Source organism: Micromonospora sp. NPDC049049 (assembly GCF_040649115.1).
Classification (GTDB): Bacteria; Actinomycetota; Actinomycetes; order Mycobacteriales; family Micromonosporaceae; genus Micromonospora.
The window spans coordinates 103,686-121,231 of sequence record NZ_JBEZEX010000011.1 but is presented as its reverse complement, the minus strand read 5'-3'; the positions used below and the strand labels follow the sequence as shown (position 1 = coordinate 121,231).

12 protein-coding genes are annotated in these 17,546 nt (G+C 71.2%); 10 read left to right on the top strand and 2 right to left on the bottom strand.

Features of this window, described 5'->3' with window-relative positions; translation table 11 throughout:
• The first annotated feature begins 44 nt into the window (after positions 1 to 44).
• The 5 genes from AB0B68_RS14165 to AB0B68_RS14145 all read left to right on the top strand — a co-directional run bounded on the left by AB0B68_RS14165 (position 45) and on the right by AB0B68_RS14145 (position 7,926).
• The gene (locus AB0B68_RS14165; RefSeq protein ID WP_357194746.1) at positions 45 to 1,832 is read left to right on the top strand and encodes an HSP90 family protein; all 1,788 of its coding nucleotides are present in this window, start codon (positions 45 to 47) and stop codon (positions 1,830 to 1,832) included.
• A 2-nt stretch (positions 1,833 to 1,834) separates the two neighbouring features.
• On the top strand, positions 1,835 to 4,720 hold the full coding sequence (locus AB0B68_RS14160) for a hypothetical protein (RefSeq protein WP_357260223.1): 2,886 nt from the start codon (positions 1,835 to 1,837) through the stop codon (positions 4,718 to 4,720).
• Positions 4,721 to 4,824: 104 nt separating this feature from the next.
• A complete protein-coding gene (locus AB0B68_RS14155) occupies positions 4,825 to 5,424 on the top strand; it encodes a TetR/AcrR family transcriptional regulator (RefSeq protein ID WP_238669677.1) in 600 nt (199 codons plus the stop codon).
• Positions 5,425 to 5,495: 71 nt separating this feature from the next.
• The gene (locus AB0B68_RS14150) at positions 5,496 to 6,863 is read left to right on the top strand and encodes a biotin carboxylase N-terminal domain-containing protein (protein WP_357194752.1); all 1,368 of its coding nucleotides are present in this window, start codon (positions 5,496 to 5,498) and stop codon (positions 6,861 to 6,863) included.
• Positions 6,864 to 7,005: 142 nt separating this feature from the next.
• Positions 7,006 to 7,926 (top strand): hydroxymethylglutaryl-CoA lyase, encoded by a 921-nt coding sequence (locus AB0B68_RS14145; RefSeq protein WP_357194755.1) that lies wholly within the window; start codon positions 7,006 to 7,008, stop codon positions 7,924 to 7,926.
• Positions 7,927 to 7,982: 56 nt separating this feature from the next.
• Here the strand turns inward: AB0B68_RS14145 and AB0B68_RS14140 are convergent, their stop codons facing one another.
• Positions 7,983 to 8,543 (bottom strand): snapalysin family zinc-dependent metalloprotease, encoded by a 561-nt coding sequence (locus tag AB0B68_RS14140; protein WP_357194758.1) that lies wholly within the window; start codon positions 8,541 to 8,543, stop codon positions 7,983 to 7,985.
• A 168-nt stretch (positions 8,544 to 8,711) separates the two neighbouring features.
• Here AB0B68_RS14140 and AB0B68_RS14135 point away from each other — a divergent pair, with 168 nt between their 5' ends.
• From AB0B68_RS14135 to AB0B68_RS14125, 3 genes are all read left to right on the top strand, one after another.
• Positions 8,712 to 10,244 (top strand): acyl-CoA carboxylase subunit beta, encoded by a 1,533-nt coding sequence (locus tag AB0B68_RS14135; protein WP_357222310.1) that lies wholly within the window; start codon positions 8,712 to 8,714, stop codon positions 10,242 to 10,244.
• Between the two features lie 78 nt (positions 10,245 to 10,322).
• Complete coding sequence (locus AB0B68_RS14130; protein ID WP_357260220.1) at positions 10,323 to 11,471, top strand: acyl-CoA dehydrogenase family protein; 1,149 nt, start codon at positions 10,323 to 10,325, stop codon at positions 11,469 to 11,471.
• 133 nt (positions 11,472 to 11,604) lie between these two features.
• Positions 11,605 to 14,256, top strand: a complete 2,652-nt coding sequence (locus tag AB0B68_RS14125; protein WP_357260217.1) for a helix-turn-helix domain-containing protein — start codon at positions 11,605 to 11,607, stop codon at positions 14,254 to 14,256.
• A gap of 257 nt (positions 14,257 to 14,513) precedes the next feature.
• Here AB0B68_RS14125 and AB0B68_RS14120 read toward each other — a convergent pair whose 3' ends face one another.
• Positions 14,514 to 15,032, bottom strand: a complete 519-nt coding sequence (locus tag AB0B68_RS14120) for a MarR family transcriptional regulator (protein WP_355004596.1) — start codon at positions 15,030 to 15,032, stop codon at positions 14,514 to 14,516.
• Positions 15,033 to 15,131: 99 nt separating this feature from the next.
• Here AB0B68_RS14120 and AB0B68_RS14115 point away from each other — a divergent pair, with 99 nt between their 5' ends.
• Both AB0B68_RS14115 and AB0B68_RS14110 read left to right on the top strand, forming a co-directional pair.
• The gene (locus AB0B68_RS14115; protein WP_357194768.1) at positions 15,132 to 15,713 is read left to right on the top strand and encodes a YceI family protein; all 582 of its coding nucleotides are present in this window, start codon (positions 15,132 to 15,134) and stop codon (positions 15,711 to 15,713) included.
• Between the two features lie 313 nt (positions 15,714 to 16,026).
• On the top strand, positions 16,027 to 17,505 hold the full coding sequence (locus AB0B68_RS14110) for a glutamate--cysteine ligase (protein ID WP_357194771.1): 1,479 nt from the start codon (positions 16,027 to 16,029) through the stop codon (positions 17,503 to 17,505).
• The last annotated feature ends 41 nt before the right edge of the window (positions 17,506 to 17,546 follow it).

The window sequence follows — 17,546 nt, the reverse complement described above, 5'->3', positions numbered from 1 at the left end:
ATGGGTACGGTGAGCGCCGATATCGGGACGGGGAGACAACAGGCGTGGATCACACTTTCCAGGTCGACCTACGTGGCGTGGTTGACCTGCTCAGTCATCACCTCTACGGCAGCCCGCGGGTCTACGTCCGTGAGCTGCTCCAGAACGCGGTGGACGCGATCACCGCCCGCCGCAGGACCGAACCGGACGCGCCGGCGCTGGTACGCATCGAACCCCCGGACAGCACCGGCGACGGCACCCTGCGGGTGCACGACACAGGCATCGGCCTGACCGAGGCGCAGGTGCACGAGCTGCTGGCCACCATCGGCCGCAGCTCGAAGCGCGACGAGCTCGGCTTCTCCCGGCACGAGTTCCTCGGCCAGTTCGGCATCGGTCTGCTCTCCTGCTTCCTGGTGGCCGACGAGATCCAGGTGCTCACCCGGCACGGCGACGAGCCCACGGTTCGCTGGACCGGGTACGCCGACGGCCGCTACGCGGTGACGGTGGCCCCGCCGGAAGCCGCTCGTGCCGAGCCGGGCACCACCGTCACGCTGGTGCCCCGCCGCGACGCGGACCAGTGGTTCACCACCGCGACCGTCACCGACCTGGCCCGGCTGTTCGGCGCGCTGCTGCCGGTCACCGTCCGCGTCGGCGACGTCGTCACCACCGCCGGGGAGCCGCCCTGGCCGACCACGCCGGGTGCGCCGCTGGACCGCGCGGCGCTGATCCGGTACGCCCGGGAGACGCTCGGCGTGGACCCGTTCGACGTCCTGCCGCTGGCTGTGCCGGAGGCCGGGCTGACCGGTGTCGCCGTCATCCTGCCGACGCCGGTGAACCCGGCGGCCCGGGCCGGGCACCGCGTCTACCTCAAGCGGATGCTGCTCACCGAGAACGCCGACGGGCTGCTGCCGGAGTGGGCGTTCTTCGCGCACTGCGTGGTGGACGCGACCGAGCTGCGCCCGACCGCCAGCCGGGAGGCCCTCTACGAGGACACTCTGCTGACGGCGACCCGGGAGGCACTCGGCGACCAGGTGCGCGGCTGGCTGGTCCGGTTGGCCCGGCACGACCCGCACCGGCTGGCCGAGTTCCTCCAGGTGCATCACCTCGGCGTGAAGGCCCTGGCGCTGCACGACGACGAGATGCTCCGCCTGGTCGACCGGTGGTGGCCCATGGACACCAACGTCGGCACGCTCACCCTCGCCGAGTTCCGGGAGCGCTACGGAGTGGTCCGCTACGCGGCCAGCCTGGACGAGTTCCGTCAACTGGCCGCTGTCGCCGCTGCGCAGGACCTGGCGGTGGTCAACGCCGGCTACACGTACGACACCGAGCTGATCGAGCGGCTGCCGGTGGTGGACCGCTCGGTGCTCATCGAGCGCCTGGAGCCGAGTGACCTCACCACCCGGTTCGACGCGCTCGACCCGCAGGTGGAGTTGGCGTTGCGACAGTTCCTCGCGGCGGCGCAGCGGGCCGTCGAGCGTTCCGGCTGCGAGGTGGTCATCCGGGCGTACGACCCGGTTTCCCTGCCCGCGCTCTACCTGGTCAGCCGGTCGGCGGCGTTCAACGACCAGCTCGCGGCCAGCCGGGACCGGGCCGACGAGCTGTGGGGTGGAGTGCTCGACGCGCTCGCCGCCACCGCCCCGCCGGACCGTCCGCAGTTGGTGCTCAACCACCGCAACCCGCTGGTACGACGGGTGACCATGCTGAGCGACCCGGAGCTGGTCGGTCTGGCCATCGAGGCGCTGTACGGGCAGGCGCTGCTGCTCGGCCACCATCCGATCCGCGCCGCCGACGCGGCGTTGCTGAACGATTCCTTCCTCGGCCTGCTCGGCCGGGCTGTCCCGGGACGGGAGTGAGCATGAGCGACGAGGATCTGTGGCGGGTGCTTCGCGGCATCGCCGACATGCCGTACGGGGCGGGGCAGATCGCCGCCCTGGAGCAGTTGCTGCGCCGGGTGGACGCCGCCGACGACCGGCACCTCGCGTTCGTCACCCGGATGCAGGCCACCACCGGCTACATCTACGGCGGTGAGCCGGCCAAGTCCTTCGTGACCTTCTCCTGGTGCCTGTCCGAGTTCGACAGCGATCCGCAGCCGTACCACCAGGGGCACCTGCACAACCTGCTCTGGCACTTCAAGTACATGATCAATGGCCTGCTGAACTTCCCGGAGGTGCCGCTCGACCGCACGTACGCCGTGCTGGACGACATGGAACGCCGCTACCGGGCCGGCGGGCACAGCCTCCAGGCCGTGCACAAGCACCGGTTCCGCGTCGCCGACCACGTGGGCGACGTCGAGGCCGCGGCGCACTGGTACCGCCTCTGGCAGACCACCCCGCGCGACGCCCTGTCCGACTGCGCCGGTTGTGACCCCACGAGCCAGGTGGGCTACCTCGCCGACACCGGGCGGGACGTCGAGGCGGTGGAGCTGGCCGAGCCGGTGCTCGCCGGCCGGCTCAACTGCAACGAGCAGCCGCAGTCGATCCTCACCGCGCTGCTCCTGCCGTACCTGCGGACCGGGCGGGTCGAAGAGGCGCGGGACGCGCACCGGGAGGCGTACCGCCGGCAGCGCGGCAACCTCGCCAACCTGTGGGACATCGCGGACCACGTCGAGTTCTGCACGCTGACCGGCAACGAGGCGCGAGCGATCGAGCTGGTCGAGCGGCACCTGGACTGGCTGGACCGGCCGCCGTCGCCGGCCGCCGCCATGCACTTCTCGGCGGCAGCCGCCGCGGCGCTGCGTCAGGCCGGCCCGTCGGCCGTGTACCGCCGGGCCGCCGAGGGCCGGCCGGCCGCCGAGGTGTCGGCGGCGTCGTTGGCGAACGAGCTGGCCGAAACCGCTGCCGGTCTGGCCGCCCGCTTCGACGCCCGTAACGGCACGAGCCACCAGTCGGAGTGGATCGCCAGTCGGCTTGCCGTGCAGGCGAGCGGCGAGCATGTGCCGCTGTCCGCGAGCGTCCGCCGCCGTCCGGCCCGACCGGTCGGCGACGAGACGGCCGGCGCGCCGGGGACACCGGCGTCGTCCGCGGACCGGGCCCGGCGGGTGCGAACCGGCAGGGCTGAACCACAGGTCGTGACAGTGCCCGGAGACGCCGGCCCGGACGATCTGCTGGACCTCGCGGAGCAGAGCTTGGGCCGGCACGACCGGGGCACCTTCCGGGCGGCGCTGGTTGCCTTCGACGACCGGTTCGGCTCTGCCGAGTTGCCCGCCCGCACGTCCGCGCACCGGCTGGCCCTGCGCGCGTCGGAGCGTGGCGACGAGGACGACATCGAGGGTGCGATCACGCTGAATCGGGCAGCGTTGGAGCTGTACCGGGAGGCGGGCGAAGAGGTGGCGGCCCAGACGGTCGCCGGGCGACTCGGCGTGCTGTTGACCCGGTCCGACGAGGACACCGAGGAGGGCCTGCTGCTGACCCGGGAGGCGGCCGACGTCCTGGACCGGCTCGGCGACGCCCAGCAGCGGGCGGCCGGCCACGACCGGGTGGCGTTGGCGCTGCTGCACCGCGAACGTTGGGCGGACGCGCTCGCCGCCCTCGACCGGGTGCCGGCCGACGCGGGCGGCGATCGGCACCTGACCGCCCGGATCGCACTGCACCGGGGGCACCTGCTGGAGCAGTTGGACCGCGTCGACGAGGCCCGCGCCGCCGTCGACGAGGCACGCCGGATCGGCCGGGAGTTGGGTGTCGGCGAGGTGGTCACCGGTGCCTGCCTGGCGTACGCGCGGCTGGTCGACGATCCGGCGGACGCCGTGGCCGCCTGCGACGAGGCGTTGGAGGCGGCACCGGCGGACGCGGAGCTGCCCGTCCGGGTCGCCCGCGCCCGGGCGTTGCTGGCGGCCGGCCAGGCTGCGGACGCGGTCGACGACTTCGTCGAGGCGGTGACGCTGTGCGTGGAGCGGGGCGCCGAGGGGGACGCGTTCCTGCGGTGGGAGCTGGCGAACGCGTACCGGATCGTGGGCCGGCTCGCCGAGGCCGCCGAGGTCGCCGAGGAGGCCGTGCTCGGTCTGGACCGGTTGGGCGCTCAGGCTGAGGCCGACCGCTGCCGGCACCTGCTGGCCGGCGTCTACGCCGGACTTGGCGAGATCGATCCCGCGTTGGCGCTGTTGGAACAGTTGGCCGGCAATCTGGACGGACCGGACAACCTTCCGCACCGGGCGCAGGTTCTGGAGGAGGCTGGGGGGATCCTCTACGACGCAGACCGGGACGCGGCGGCGGGCGAGCGGTTCGCCGCCGCGGCCGAGGCGTACCGGCTCGGTGACCTGCCGCTCGACGAGCTGCGTGCCCGGCGACGGGAGACGTACGCCTGGTTCTGGGCCGACGACCGGGACGCGGCGTTGCGCACCGTCGAGGTGATGGACGCGTTGGCGGCGAAGCTGGCCGGGCAGGCCGAACCGCCGGTGCTGTACGAGCTGGCACTGGCGGCCGAGGCCGGAGCGCGGGTGCTCACCGGCGAGGACCGCCCGGACGAGGCCCTGGACCGGCTCACCGGGGTGCCGGACCGGTTGCGCTCGATCGAGGCGTTCGGCGAGGCCGCCCAGGTGGAGGCCCTGATCGGTGAGTTGCTGCTGCGCCTGGACCGGCCGGCCGAGGCGGAGCCGCTGCTGCGCCGCGTACTCGGCGGGTTGCCGGCCGCCTCGCGGCAGGTCCGCCAGACGGCCTGGCTGCTGGCTCGGGTGTTGGATCTGCTCGATCGGCCCACGGAAGCCGCGGCGCTGCGCGCCGAACACGACCTGGACGAGGACGACTGACCTCGGCGGCCGCCCCTGGCCAGGTCAGGGGCGGCCCGGTCCGGGACGGACGGACGGGACTGACCGGCAACCATCGCGGGCTCCTCGCGGTCTAGGCTTGTCCGGTGACGGTGGAGCAGCAGGCACGGGGTGCGGCGGGCGCGGGCCGGCGCAGGTCCCGCAAGGACGAGATCCTGGAGATCGCGGTAGGTCTGTTCGCGGCGCGTGGATATCACGGCGTCTCGATGGACGACATCGGCGCGGCCGCCGGGGTCACCGGTCCGGCGCTCTACCACCACTTCGCCGGCAAGGAAGCCATGCTGGCCGCCGCGCTGATTCCCGTCAGTGAGGGGTTGCTGGCCGGTGGGCGGGAACGCGCCGTCGGGCGCTCGGACGACCCGCGCGGCGTGCTGGAGTCGCTGATCGACTTCCACGTCGAGTTCGCGCTGGCCAACCCGGCGGTGATCGCGTTGCACCTGCACGAGCTGGACCGCCTGCCCGAGGAGCCGCGGCGGCGGATCCGTCGGCTGCAACGGCTCTACGTCGAGGAGTGGGTGACAGTGCTCACCGCGCTGCACCCGGGGATGCCCGACGGTGAGGCCCGGGTGCTCGCGCACGCCGCGTTCGGCCTGATGAACTCGACGCCGTTCCTCGGTGGTGAGGTGGACCGGCGACGCCGCGCGGAGCTGCTGCGCGGGGCGACACTGGCCGCGCTGCTCGCCTGAGCCGACTCGTCAGAACCGTGCCGGTCATGATTCCCTGACATCGTCCCACCATCCGGACGCCGGGAGGAAACATGATCGAGTCACTGCTGGTCGCCAATCGGGGCGAGATCGCCCGCCGGATCATCCGGACCGCCAAGCGGCTCGGCATCCGCGTGATCGCGGTGCACTCGGAGGCCGACGCCGACCTGCCGTTCGTCGCGGAGGCGGACGAGGCGGTCCTCATCGGCCCACCGAACCCGGCGCTGAGCTACCGCAACACCGAGGCCATCCTCGCCGCCGCGAAGTCGACGGGCGCGCAGGCGATCCACCCCGGGTACGGCTTCCTGTCGGAGAACGCCGAGTTCGCCCGTACCGTCGAGGCGAGCGGCCTGATCTGGGTCGGACCCGACGCGGACGCGATCACCGCGATGGGCGACAAGATCAATGCCCGGAACCTGATGGCGGCGGCCGGCGTTCCGGTCGCGCCGGGCACCACCGACCCGGCCGCCGACCTGGACGCTGCGGTGACGGCCGCGGCCGAGATCGGCTACCCGGTGATGGTCAAGGCTGCCGCCGGCGGTGGCGGCATGGGTATGGGCGTGGCGGTCGACGAGGCCGCGCTACGCACCGAGTACGACAAGGTGCGCGCGTTCGCCGAGCGGATGTTCGGCGACGGCTCGGTGTTGATCGAGCGGTACTTTCCCCGGGTACGGCACGTCGAGGTGCAGATCCTCGGCCTGGCCGACGGCCGGGTGGTGGCGCTCGGCGAGCGGGAGTGCTCGGTGCAGCGGCGCAACCAGAAGTTGGTCGAGGAGTCCCCGTCGCCGGCTGTCTCGCCGGAGCTGCGAGCCCGGCTCCTGGCGGCGGCGGTGCGGGCCGGCGAGGCGGTCGGCTACCGCAACGCGGGCACCGTGGAGTGCCTGTTGGTCCCACGTGAGCGGGACTCCGAGGGCGACGCTCCCGGCTCCGAAGACTTCTTCTTTCTGGAGATGAACACGCGCTTGCAGGTGGAGCACCCGGTGACCGAGTACGTGTACGGCATCGACCTGGTCGAGGAGCAGTTGCGGGTGGCCTCCGGGTTGGCGCCGACGTTCGACCCGGACGCGTTGACCCCGAGTGGGCACGCCATCGAGATGCGGATCAACGCGGAGGACCCGAAGCGCTTCCTGCCCGGCCCGGGTGTGATCAGGACGTGGGTGGAGCCGACGGGTGAGGGTGTCCGGGTGGACTCCGGCTACACCGAGGGCAACACGGTCACCCCGTTCTACGACAGCCTGCTGGCCAAGCTGATCGTCAGCGGCGCGACCCGCGACGAGGTGCTCGATCGCGCGAAGGCAGCCGTCGCGGCGTTCCAGATCGAGGGCCCGAAGAACAACGTCCCCTTCTTCACCGAGTTGCTGGACAACGAGGAGTTCCGCTCCGGCGCCTACGACACGGGCATCGTCTCCCGCATGCGCTGACCCCCGCCCACCACTCCCCGGTGATCAAGAGGTCTGCGTCAGGTTCCGCGCCGCAGGTGACGCAAACCTCTTGATCAACAGCGGGGTGGCATGCTGGGAGGACCCCCTAGGCACTGCTTTCGTCACAGTGAGGTGACCCCTTATGGCGGACCTGCCAGATTTCGTCTCGATCCGCGAGGTCGGGCCGCGCGACGGGTTGCAGAACGAGGACCCGATCCCGACCGACGCCAAGGTGCGGCTGCTCGACGCCCTCTCCGGCACCGGCGTACGCCGAATCGAGGCGGTGTCGTTCGTGCACCCGAGGGCGATTCCGCAGATGGCCGACGCCGACGAGGTGTGGCAGCGGGCGGTGAAGGCCGACGGGGTGCGGTACTCCGCGCTGGTGCCGAACACCCGGGGCGCCCAGCGGGCCCTCGCCGCCGGATTCACCGAGATCGAGGTGGTGGTCTCGGCCAGTGACACGCACAACCGGCGCAACGTCAACCGGTCCACTGACGAGTCGTTGGACGACATCGCCGAGCTGATCGACCTGCTGCACGGCGCGTCGGCGCGGGTCGAGGTGATCGTGGCGACCAGCTTTGGCTGCCCGTACGAGGGGGACATCGATCCGCAGCGGGTGGCCGGGATCGTGGACCGGGTAGTCCGCGACGGCGCGGACCGGGTCGCGTTCGGCGACACCACCGGCATGGGCACCCCACGTCGGGTCCGTGAGCTGCTGACCGCGGTACGCGACCGCAACGCGCACGTGCCGGTCCTGCTGCACTTCCACAACACCCGGGGTACGGCGCTGGCCAACCTGCTGACCGCGCTGGAGCTGGGGGTGACCGAGTTCGACGCGAGCGTCGGTGGCCTCGGTGGCTGCCCGTACGCGCCGGGGGCGAGCGGCAACCTGGCCACCGAGGAGGCCGTGCACATGCTGCACGACATGGGCATCGACACCGGCATCGACCTGCCGGCGCTCATCGAGGTGGCGGAGTTGGCCGAGGCGTTGCTCGGCAAGAAGCTGCCGTCGGGTGTGTTGCGGGCCGGTCCGCGTACCCGGCTGACGCCGCTGCCGAGCTGAGGACGCGACGAAGGGGCCGGCGCACGCGCCGGCCCCTTCGTTTTTGGCGGGTTCGGTCAGTTCACCGTGGTGAGCGCGCTCGGCCAGCTGTCGCGGAAGATGTCCGCGCTGCGGTCGGTGGCGCTGAACGTGCCGGCGAAGAGGCTGCTGACCCGGTTCGCCTCGGCGGTGCTCGGGTAGGCGTTGGTGCAGCTGGTGCCGGCGCTGCCGCCGGACATCAGCAGCGAGCAGTTCCCGTTGTAGTTGTCCGGCAGGCCGAGGATGTGCCCGATCTCGTGGGTCATGATCCGCAGCACGCTGTACTGGGCGGCCTGCTGGGTGTCGATGTAGACCCGGCCGTTGCCGAGGCTGGTCCGCTGGGCGTACGAGCCGCCGCCGGTGATCCGGTAGATGCGCAGGTTGGAGCCGCAGTTGGCGGAGAGTGTCAGGTTGACTGTGGCGTTGTTCCAGATCGAGGCGGCCTGGTTGGCGACGCTGGCGTAGCTGCCCGCCTGGCTGGTGTTGTAGCAGATGGTCATGGCGGCGGACGCGGGCGACGGGTTGGCGACCGTGATGCCGAGGGTGGCGAGTGTCGTCGCGAGCAACGCGACGGCGAGCCGGTTGAGTCGTGAGGTCATCGCTGACTCCGATCTGAAAGAAGGGGTGTCAGGAGCCTAGCGATATGTATTCACGTTTTTCAATGTCTTGCTCTCGGCTCAACTGTCTGGTTCGCTCGTAGGTCGCCGACAACCGCGCCGATGCGCTAGCCTAACGATCGTTCAGGTCAGTATGGCGGAGGAGTCGGCGTGACGCTCGACGGTGAGGCACTGGAGCAGCTGCGCAAGCGGGCCCGGTCCGGCGGCGCGGACAAGTACCACGCGGCCAACGCGGCCAAGGGCAAGCTCTTCGCCCGTGAACGGGTAGCGCTCCTGGTCGACGAGGGCTCGTTCGTCGAGGACGGCCTCTACGCCAACACGATGGCCGAAGGTCTGCCAGCCGACGGCGTGGTGACCGGCACCGCCACCATCGACGGCCGACAGGTCTGCCTGATGGCCAACGACTCCACGGTCAAGGCCGGCAGCTGGGGCGCCCGCACCGTCGAGAAGATCATCAGGATCATCGAGCGGGCGTACGGCGCCGGCGTGCCGATGGTCTACCTGGTCGACTCGGCCGGCGCCCGGATCACCGACCAGGTCGATCTCTTCCCCGGCCGGCGTGGCGCCGGCAAGATCTTCTGGAACCAGGTCCGTGCCTCCGGCTCGATCCCACAGGTCTGCGCGCTGTTCGGCCCGAGCGCCGCCGGTGGTGCGTACATCCCGGCGTTCTGCGACGTGGTGGCGCTGGTCGACGGCAACGCCAGCATGTACCTCGGCTCCGACCGGATGGTCGAGATGGTCACCGGCGAGAAGACCACCCTGGAGGCGATGGGCGGGGCGAAGGTGCACACCGCCGAATCCGGCGTGGGGCACTTCCTCTGCAAGACCGAGGCCGACGCGCTCGACGTCGTGAAGACCTACCTGTCGTACCTGCCGGCGAACTGGACACAGGCGCCGCCGACCGCACCGGCGGTCGCCGCGCCCGCGAAGGCCGACCTGGCCGCCTTGGTGCCGGCCAGTGAGCGACAGGCGTTCGACATGCGGCGGTACGTCAAGGGCCTGCTCGACGAGGGGTCGTTCTTCGAGATCCAGGCGCTCTGGGCCAAGGAGCTGACCATCGGCTTCGGCCGCCTCGACGGCCAGGTCGTCGGTGTGGTCGGCAACAACTCGATGTTCAAGGGCGGTGTGCTCTTCGTCGACTCGGCCGACAAGGCCACCCGGTTCGTGCAGCTCTGCGACGCGTTCAACGTGCCGCTGCTGTTCCTCAGCGACGTGCCCGGCTTCATGGTCGGCAGCGCGGTGGAGAAGCAGGGCATCATCCGGCACGGCGCCAAGATGATCACCGCGATCTCCGAGGCGACGGTTCCGAAGATCTGCGTGGTGGTCCGCAAGGCGTACGGCGCCGGTCTCTACGCGATGGCCGGGCCCGGGTTCGAGCCGGACGCCACGATCGCGCTGCCGACCGCGAAGATCGCCGTGATGGGCGCCGAGGCCGCCGTGAACGCGGTCTACGCCAACAAGATCGCCGCCATTGCCGACGAGGACGAGCGGGCGGCCTTCGTCGCCGCCAAGCGGGCCGAGTACGAGCAGGACATCGACGTCGTCCGGTTGGCCAGCGAGCTGGTGGTGGACGCCATCGTGGAGCCGCAGGACCTACGCACTGAGCTGGTCCGTCGATTCGCGGCGGCGCGTACCAAGGATCGGCACTTCTCCCGCCGTCGGCACGGCGTCACCCCGGTCTGACCATCGACTCGGGCCCGCACAGCGACCCGCCTTCGGCGTCACGAGCGCCGGGGCGGACCGTCCTTACAGGAGGATGAGATGGATTTCCGGCTCACCGACGAACAAGCGGCGCTGCGCGAGAGCGTGCGGGAATTCGCCCGCGAGGTGATCGCCCCGGTCATCGCCGAGCACTACGAGCAGCACACCTTCCCGTACGAGGTGATCCGGCAGATGGGCAAGATGGGCCTGTTCGGTCTGCCCTTCACCGAGGAACACGGCGGCATGGGCGGCGACTACTTCGCGCTCTGCCTGGCCCTGGAGGAGTTGGCCCGGGTCGACTCCAGCGTGGCCATCACCCTGGAGGCGGCGGTCTCGCTGGGCGCGATGCCGATCTACCGCTTCGGCACCGAGGAGCAGAAGGCGACCTGGCTGCCCCGACTGCTCAGCGGTGAGGCGCTGGCCGGCTTCGGTCTCACCGAGCCCGGCACCGGCTCGGACGCCGCCGGCACGCAGACCCGGGCAGTGCTGGACGGCGACGAGTGGGTGATCAACGGCTCGAAGGCGTTCATCACCAACTCGGGTACCGACATCACCGCCATGGTCACCGTCACCGCGGTGACCGGCACGAACCCGGACGGCTCCAAGGAGCTGTCGACGATCATCGTGCCCACCGGAACGCCCGGGTTCGCCGTCGCGCCCGGCTACTCCAAGGTGGGCTGGACCGCGTCGGACACCCACGAGCTGACCTTCGACGACTGCCGGGTGCCGGCCGCCAACCTGCTCGGCGCCCGGGGTCGGGGTTTCGCGCAGTTCCTGCGGATCCTCGACGAGGGCCGGATTGCGATCGCCGCGCTCGCCGTTGGCCTCGCGCAAGGCTGTGTCGACGAGTCGATCAAGTATGCGAAGGAGCGGCACGCCTTCGGTCAGCCGATCGGCGCCAACCAGGCCATCCAGTTCAAGATCGCCGACATGGAGCTGAAGGCGCACACCGCTCGCCTGGCGTACTACGACGCCGCCGCACGGATGCTGGCCGGCGAGCCGTTCAAGCGGCAGGCCGCCATCGCCAAACTGCACGCCAGCACGATCGCCGTGGACAACGCCCGGGAGGCCACCCAGATCCACGGCGGGTACGGCTTCATGAACGAGTACCCGGTGGCCCGGTTCTGGCGGGACTCCAAGATCCTGGAGATCGGCGAGGGCACCAGCGAGGTGCAGCGGATGATCATCGCTCGGGATCTCGGCCTCTGAGCGGCCAGGCCGAGCTGATCGGCCGGTCGCCCCGGACGGGCTGTCCGTACGGCTGTCGGGTTTCGGCGAGCGGACGTCAGTAGCCCGACGTTCGACTGCCGACGGTCGTAGTCCATCCGTACTCTTCGAGCCCATGACTCCGGATCATGAATGGTCGCGGAGCCCGGCTGGACGTACCACCTTGCCGGAGCTGCTCCGCGGGCATCGACGCGCCGCCGGCCTCACCCAGGCCGAGCTGGCGTCCCGGGCCGGGGTGGGTGTGCGGACGGTCCGTGACCTGGAGCGTGGCCGGTCGAACCGGCCACAACGCACCACTGTGGAACTGCTCGCCGGGGCACTGGCGCTGACCGGCACCAGCCGGGCGGCGTTCCTGGCCGCTGCCCGCGGGGCCGGTGCCGAACCGGCCTCGCCGGACGCCACGTCGACGGCGCTCGCGGTCGGCGGCAACGCCACGTCAGCCGCCGCCCCCGCCGACAGGTCGGTCGCGCTCCCGCCGCCGGTGGAGTTGATCGGCCGGGAGCGCGACCTCACCGAGCTGGCCGAAATGCTGACGGCGGAGCGAGGACCCCGGTTGGTGAGCCTCGTCGGGTTGGCCGGCGTCGGCAAGACCGCCCTGGCGACGTCGGTGGCGCACCTGGTGGCCGCCGCTCACCCGGCCGGTGTTGCCGGGGTGCTGGTGGGCGAGGGCGCCGACGGTCCGGACGTGCTCGCCGCCTCGATGTCCGTGCTCGGAGTGGCGCGCCTGTCCGAACTCGTGGCGCTGCTCGCCGGGCGGCCGACGCTGCTGGTGATGGACGCGGTGGAGCGCGCGCCCGGCCCGGTGGCCGCGACAGTGCACCGGTTGCTCGGAGCGCTGCCCTCGCTGCGGGTGCTGGTCACCGGGCGGCACCCGGTCGGGTTGCCCGGCGAGCGGGTCTGGCCGGTCGCGCCACTCGACGTACCACCACCGGAGGCTGAGCACTCCGGACTCGAATCGTGGCCGGCTGGCGCGTTGTTCACCGCCCGGCTCGCTCAGGTCCGCCGAGAGCCGCCCACCCCCGCTGAGCTGCCGGCGCTCGCCGCGTTGGTGCGCCGGTTGGGCGGGCTGCCGTTGGCCATCGAGCTGATGGCCGCCCGGGGCCGTCTCCTCGACCTCACCGAATTGCTCGACAGGTACGGCGACCGGGTGCTCGACCTGGCCACCCCCGCGGACGCGTCCGCCCACCCGGCCTGGGACGCACCGGAGGCGCTCGGCAGCCGGACGAGCGGACCCGACACCAGTGCGGCGGTGGCGGTCGCCGTCACCCTGCGGGACGCGGTGGCGTTCAGCTACCGCCTGTTGGCGTCTGACGAACAGGCCGCGCTGCGGCAACTGGCCGTCTTCGGTAACCGCTGGTCGGTCGAGTTGGCCGAGGAGATGCTCGTCGACGAGGCCGACCGGGACGGCACCGTGGCGATCGATCCGGTTCCACTGTTGGACCGCTTCGTCGAGTTGGGGCTGCTGAGCGTACGCGGAACCGGGTCGTTCCGGTTCCGCCTGCTCGACGCGGTCCGGGACTACGCCGTCGAGCAGGCGGCCGGCGGAGGTGAGCTGACCTGCATCCGGCGTCGACACGCGGAGGTCATCGCGCGCCTGGTGGCCCGTACCGCCAGTGACCTGATCGGCCCACGGTTACCCGACGCGGTGCACCGGCTGGACGAGATGAGCAGTGACATCAGCTCGTCGTTGGCGCACGCGGCCACCGACGACCCGTTGACAGCGCTGCGGCTGGCGGCCTGTCTGACCCGCTGGTGGCGGTTCCGCGGACGCGACGTCGTCGGGCGGCAGTGGCTGCGGCGGCTGCTGGCGGACCCGCGGACCGCCGACGCCGATCCTCTCCTGCGTGGCTGGGCTGCCCTCGGCGTCGCCCGGCTGGCCGCGGAGCACGGCGCCGGTGCCGAGGAGTTGTCGACGGCCCGTGCGGCGTTGGACACCTTCCGGCAGGCCGGCGACGTCACAGGGGAGTTGGAGGCGCGAAACGTGCTGGGCACCCTGCTGATCTCCGTCCGGCGGCAGGACGAGGCTCGCGAGCAGGCCGAGGCGCTGCTGCGGTTGGCCGCCCGCAACGGGCGGACCCGGGACCTGGCGGTGGCCCAGAACAGCCTCGCCTGGCACGAGATCCGCGCGGGCGATCTGGCTGCGGCCCGCCGCCGACTCGCTGCGGTGGACCGACTCGCCGCCGAGAGTGGGGAGCAGCGGCTGCGCGTGCTGGGCTGGGCCAATCGCGCCGAGGTCGCCCGGCTGGAGGGCTGGTACGCGGACGCCATCGACCGTGGTCGGCGAGCGATCGCTGCCCTGTCCGAGCTGGGTGATCCCGGGCGTCGCCGTCGGGTGCTCGGGACCGTCGGGCTGGCGCTCGCCCAGGACGGGCGGGCCGCGGAGGCGACAGCGGTGCTGACCGAGTTGCGCGCCGGGGGCGGGGAGGCGCTGCCGGCGGGGACCGTGCCGCGACCGCGCTCGGACGACTCGGCGCTGGTCTGGGGTGGCCCGGAGGCCGGGCTCTGTGCGCTGATCGAGGGGAACCTGGCGCTGCACCGGGGGGACCGGGAGTTGGCTGCCGAGTGGTTCGCAGCTGCGGCCGACCATGCGGGGCAGGATCGCCGCGACGTGGTGGAGGCGCTGGTGGGGCTGGCTGCGAGCACTGCGGACCCGTCGGTGCTCGATCGACTGGACCGGGTCTGTGTGGAGAGTGGCATCCGGCTGTTGCCGCAGGAGTCGGGACTGCTCTACGCGCTGATCGCCGCCCGGGGTGGACCGGCTCAGTAGCCCTGCGCTGTCCCTGCGCGGATCGAGCCCTGCGCTGTCCCCGAGCGGATCGCGACGGGAGAGTGGCGCGGGCGAAGAGCCCCCTTTGGTGCTACCCCTCGCTGATCGCCCGCGCCGTCACCCCCCGGTGATCCCCGGTGCCCGAAGCCTGCCACCGATGGGGTGGCAGAAAGTCGGCTTGGACCGAATCCTCCAGCTTGGCTGGATCAGTTCTGCCGGTCTTTCTGCCGCTGCCGCCGCCCGACGGCGAGTGGTGATCAGTGCCGTCGGGTGGCTTCGTCGGTGGCTGTGGCCTGCTCCGGGCTGACGTCGTCACTGCCGGCGGTTGCGCACGGATGAGCGGCGTCGCGGACGCGGCGCAACCCGTCGAGGAGCGCCACCAGCGCCTCTGGGTCGAGTTGCCCGGTGAACCACTGCTCGATCATTTGCAGGTGCCCGGGCAGCGTCTCGTTGAGGCGTTGCATCCCGGAGGCGGTGACCACCGCGTACGAGCTGCGGCGGTCGTTCGGGCAGGCCCGGCGGGTCAGCAACCCGTCGCGCTCCATCCGGTCCACGACCCGGGTCACTCCGCTTGTCGACAGGGAGGTCTGTGCGGCAAGGTCGGTCATGCGTAGTTGGTTGCCCGGCGAGCGGGCCAGTCGCGTGATGACCTCGAACTCGACCGCGGAGAGGCCGTGCTCCTCGAGTTGAGCGTTGAACCGGGCGGACAGCCCGGCGTGTGCCTCGAAGAGCAGGCCGACGGCGGTGATCCGGGGATCGTCGAAGACGTTGGTCACCCGTTCATCATACCAGTGCTTGACACGGGGAATATTGTTGCGGTTATAGTTGCTCAGGCAGTCGTTGGGCTATTAAACAATCCCCTGGAGGACAGCAGCATGACCAGCAGCATCGAGACGGTTACCCGCGACTGGGACGGCCTCACCATCCCGACGGCCGGCACCTACGCGCTCGACGTGGCGCACAAGCGGGTCGGCTTCGTTGCCCGGCACATGATGGTGAGCAAGGTTCGCGGTGAGTTCAACGACGCGACCGCCACCATCACCGTCGCCGAGGACCCGCTGCAGTCGTCGGTCGTCGCCACCATTCAGGCCGCCAGCGTCGACACGACCCAGGCCGACCGGGACGCGCACCTGCGCAGCCCCGAGTTCCTGGACGCCGAGAAGTTCCCGACGCTCGAGTTCCGCAGCACCGGGGTCAAGTCCCGCAGCGGCAGTGAGTTCGTGCTCACCGGTGAGCTGACCATCAAGGACGTCACCCGTCCCGTCGAGCTGGAGGTGGAGTTCGAGGGTGTCGGCCGCAGCCCGTTCGGCCAGGACATCTTCGGCTTCTCCGCGAGCACCGAGATCGACCGCGAGGAGTTCGGCCTGACCTGGAACGTCGCCCTGGAGACCGGGGGCGTGCTGGTCAGCCGCAAGATCAAGATTGAGATCGAGGGCGAGGCCGTACGCCAGGCCTGATCCCCGGGGATCGCCGGAGGGCCAGGGGAATCCTCCCGGCGATCCGGTACGCAGGGCCCGCGCCGCACGTCGGCGCGGGCCCTGCGTCGTTCCCACTGGCGGTGGTAATTGTCACGGGTTGTTCTCACCGCTTTCCGGTCCACTCGGTCGACGACGGGGTACAGATGGCGCCACGAGCGCGTCCGCCCCGGTCGACGTCGGATCACCGCCGTCGGCCTCTGGCCCCGGTCAGGTGGGCGCTCTTACCGTGGATGCTTCACAAAGCGCTTCCGGGACGGGATGATCCCGACCGCGCCGGCCGTCGGGAGGACACATGGGCAGGGACGTCTCAGAGGGCGCCTTCACCCGGGATGATCGCGTCCGATATCGGCAGAAGGTGCGGCGGTGCCTGGACGTCTTCGCCCTGATGCTGGACGACTTCGGCTTCGACGCCGACCGGCCGATGACGGGTCTGGAGATCGAGCTCAACCTGGTCGACTCGGCCGCCGAGCCGGCGATGCGCAACGAGGAGATCCTCGCCGACATCGCGGACCCCCTCTTCCAGACCGAGTTAGGGCAGTTCAACCTGGAACTGAACGCCGAACCCCGACTCATCGAGGGCAACGGCTTCGCCGACTACGAGCACGACCTGCGCGGCAGCCTCTCCCGGGCCGACGAGCGTGCCGCCAGATCCGACGCGAACATCGTCCTGGTCGGCATCCTGCCCACCCTCACCGAGGGGCACCTGGTCGAGGACAACCTCTCCACCAACGAGCGTTACCGGGTGCTCAACGACCAGATCGTCGGCGCCCGGGGCGAGGACATCGAGCTGGACATCCGCGGCGTCGAGCAGTTGCGCACGCACACCGACTCGATCGCCCCCGAGGCCGCCTGCACGAGCCTCCAGTTCCACCTCCAGGTCGCCCCGGACAGCTTCGCCGACTACTGGAACGCGTCCCAGGCCATCGCGGGTGTGCAGGTGGCGGTCGGTGCGAACAGCCCCTTCCTGTACGGCCGCCAACTGTGGGCCGAAACGCGGATCGCCCTGTTCCAGCAGGCCACCGACACCCGTCCCGACGAGCTGAAGGCCCAGGGCGTACGGCCGCGGGTGTGGTTCGGCGAACGATGGATCACCTCGATCTTCGACCTGTTCGAGGAGAACGTCCGGTACTTCCCGCCGCTGCTGCCGATCTGCGAGGACGAGGACCCGGTGGAGGTCCTGCACGCCGGCGGTGTGCCACAGCTCGGGGAGTTGCGGTTGCACAACGGCACGGTCTACCGGTGGAACCGTCCCGTCTACGACATCATGAACGGCCGACCCCATCTGCGGGTGGAGAACCGGGTGCTGCCGGCCGGCCCGACCGTGGTGGACATGTTGGCCAACGCGGCCTTCTACTTCGGGCTGGTACGCGGCCTGGCCGAGGCCGACCGCCCGATCTGGAGCCAACTCACCTTCAGCTCCGCCGAGGAGAACTTCCACGCCGCCGCCCGACGTGGCCTCGACGCCGTGCTGCACTGGCCCGCGCTCGGCGACGTGCCAGTCACCAAGCTGGTCCTGGACCAGCTACTGCCCACCGCCGCCACCGGCCTGGACGGGTTCGGCGTCGCCCCGGCGCAGCGGGACCGGCTGCTCGACATCATCGAGCAGCGCTGCCGTACCGGCCGCAACGGCGCCGTCTGGCAGACCGAGGCGGTCTGGGCGGCGGAGCGGCGCCACGGCATGGACCGGCCTGCCGCGCTGCACCACATGGTCCAGCGCTACGCCGAACTCCAGCGCACCAACGAACCCGTCCACACCTGGCCAACCACCTAACCCCCTGCACCCCCCCACCCCCCCTCGAAGCGCGTTGATCA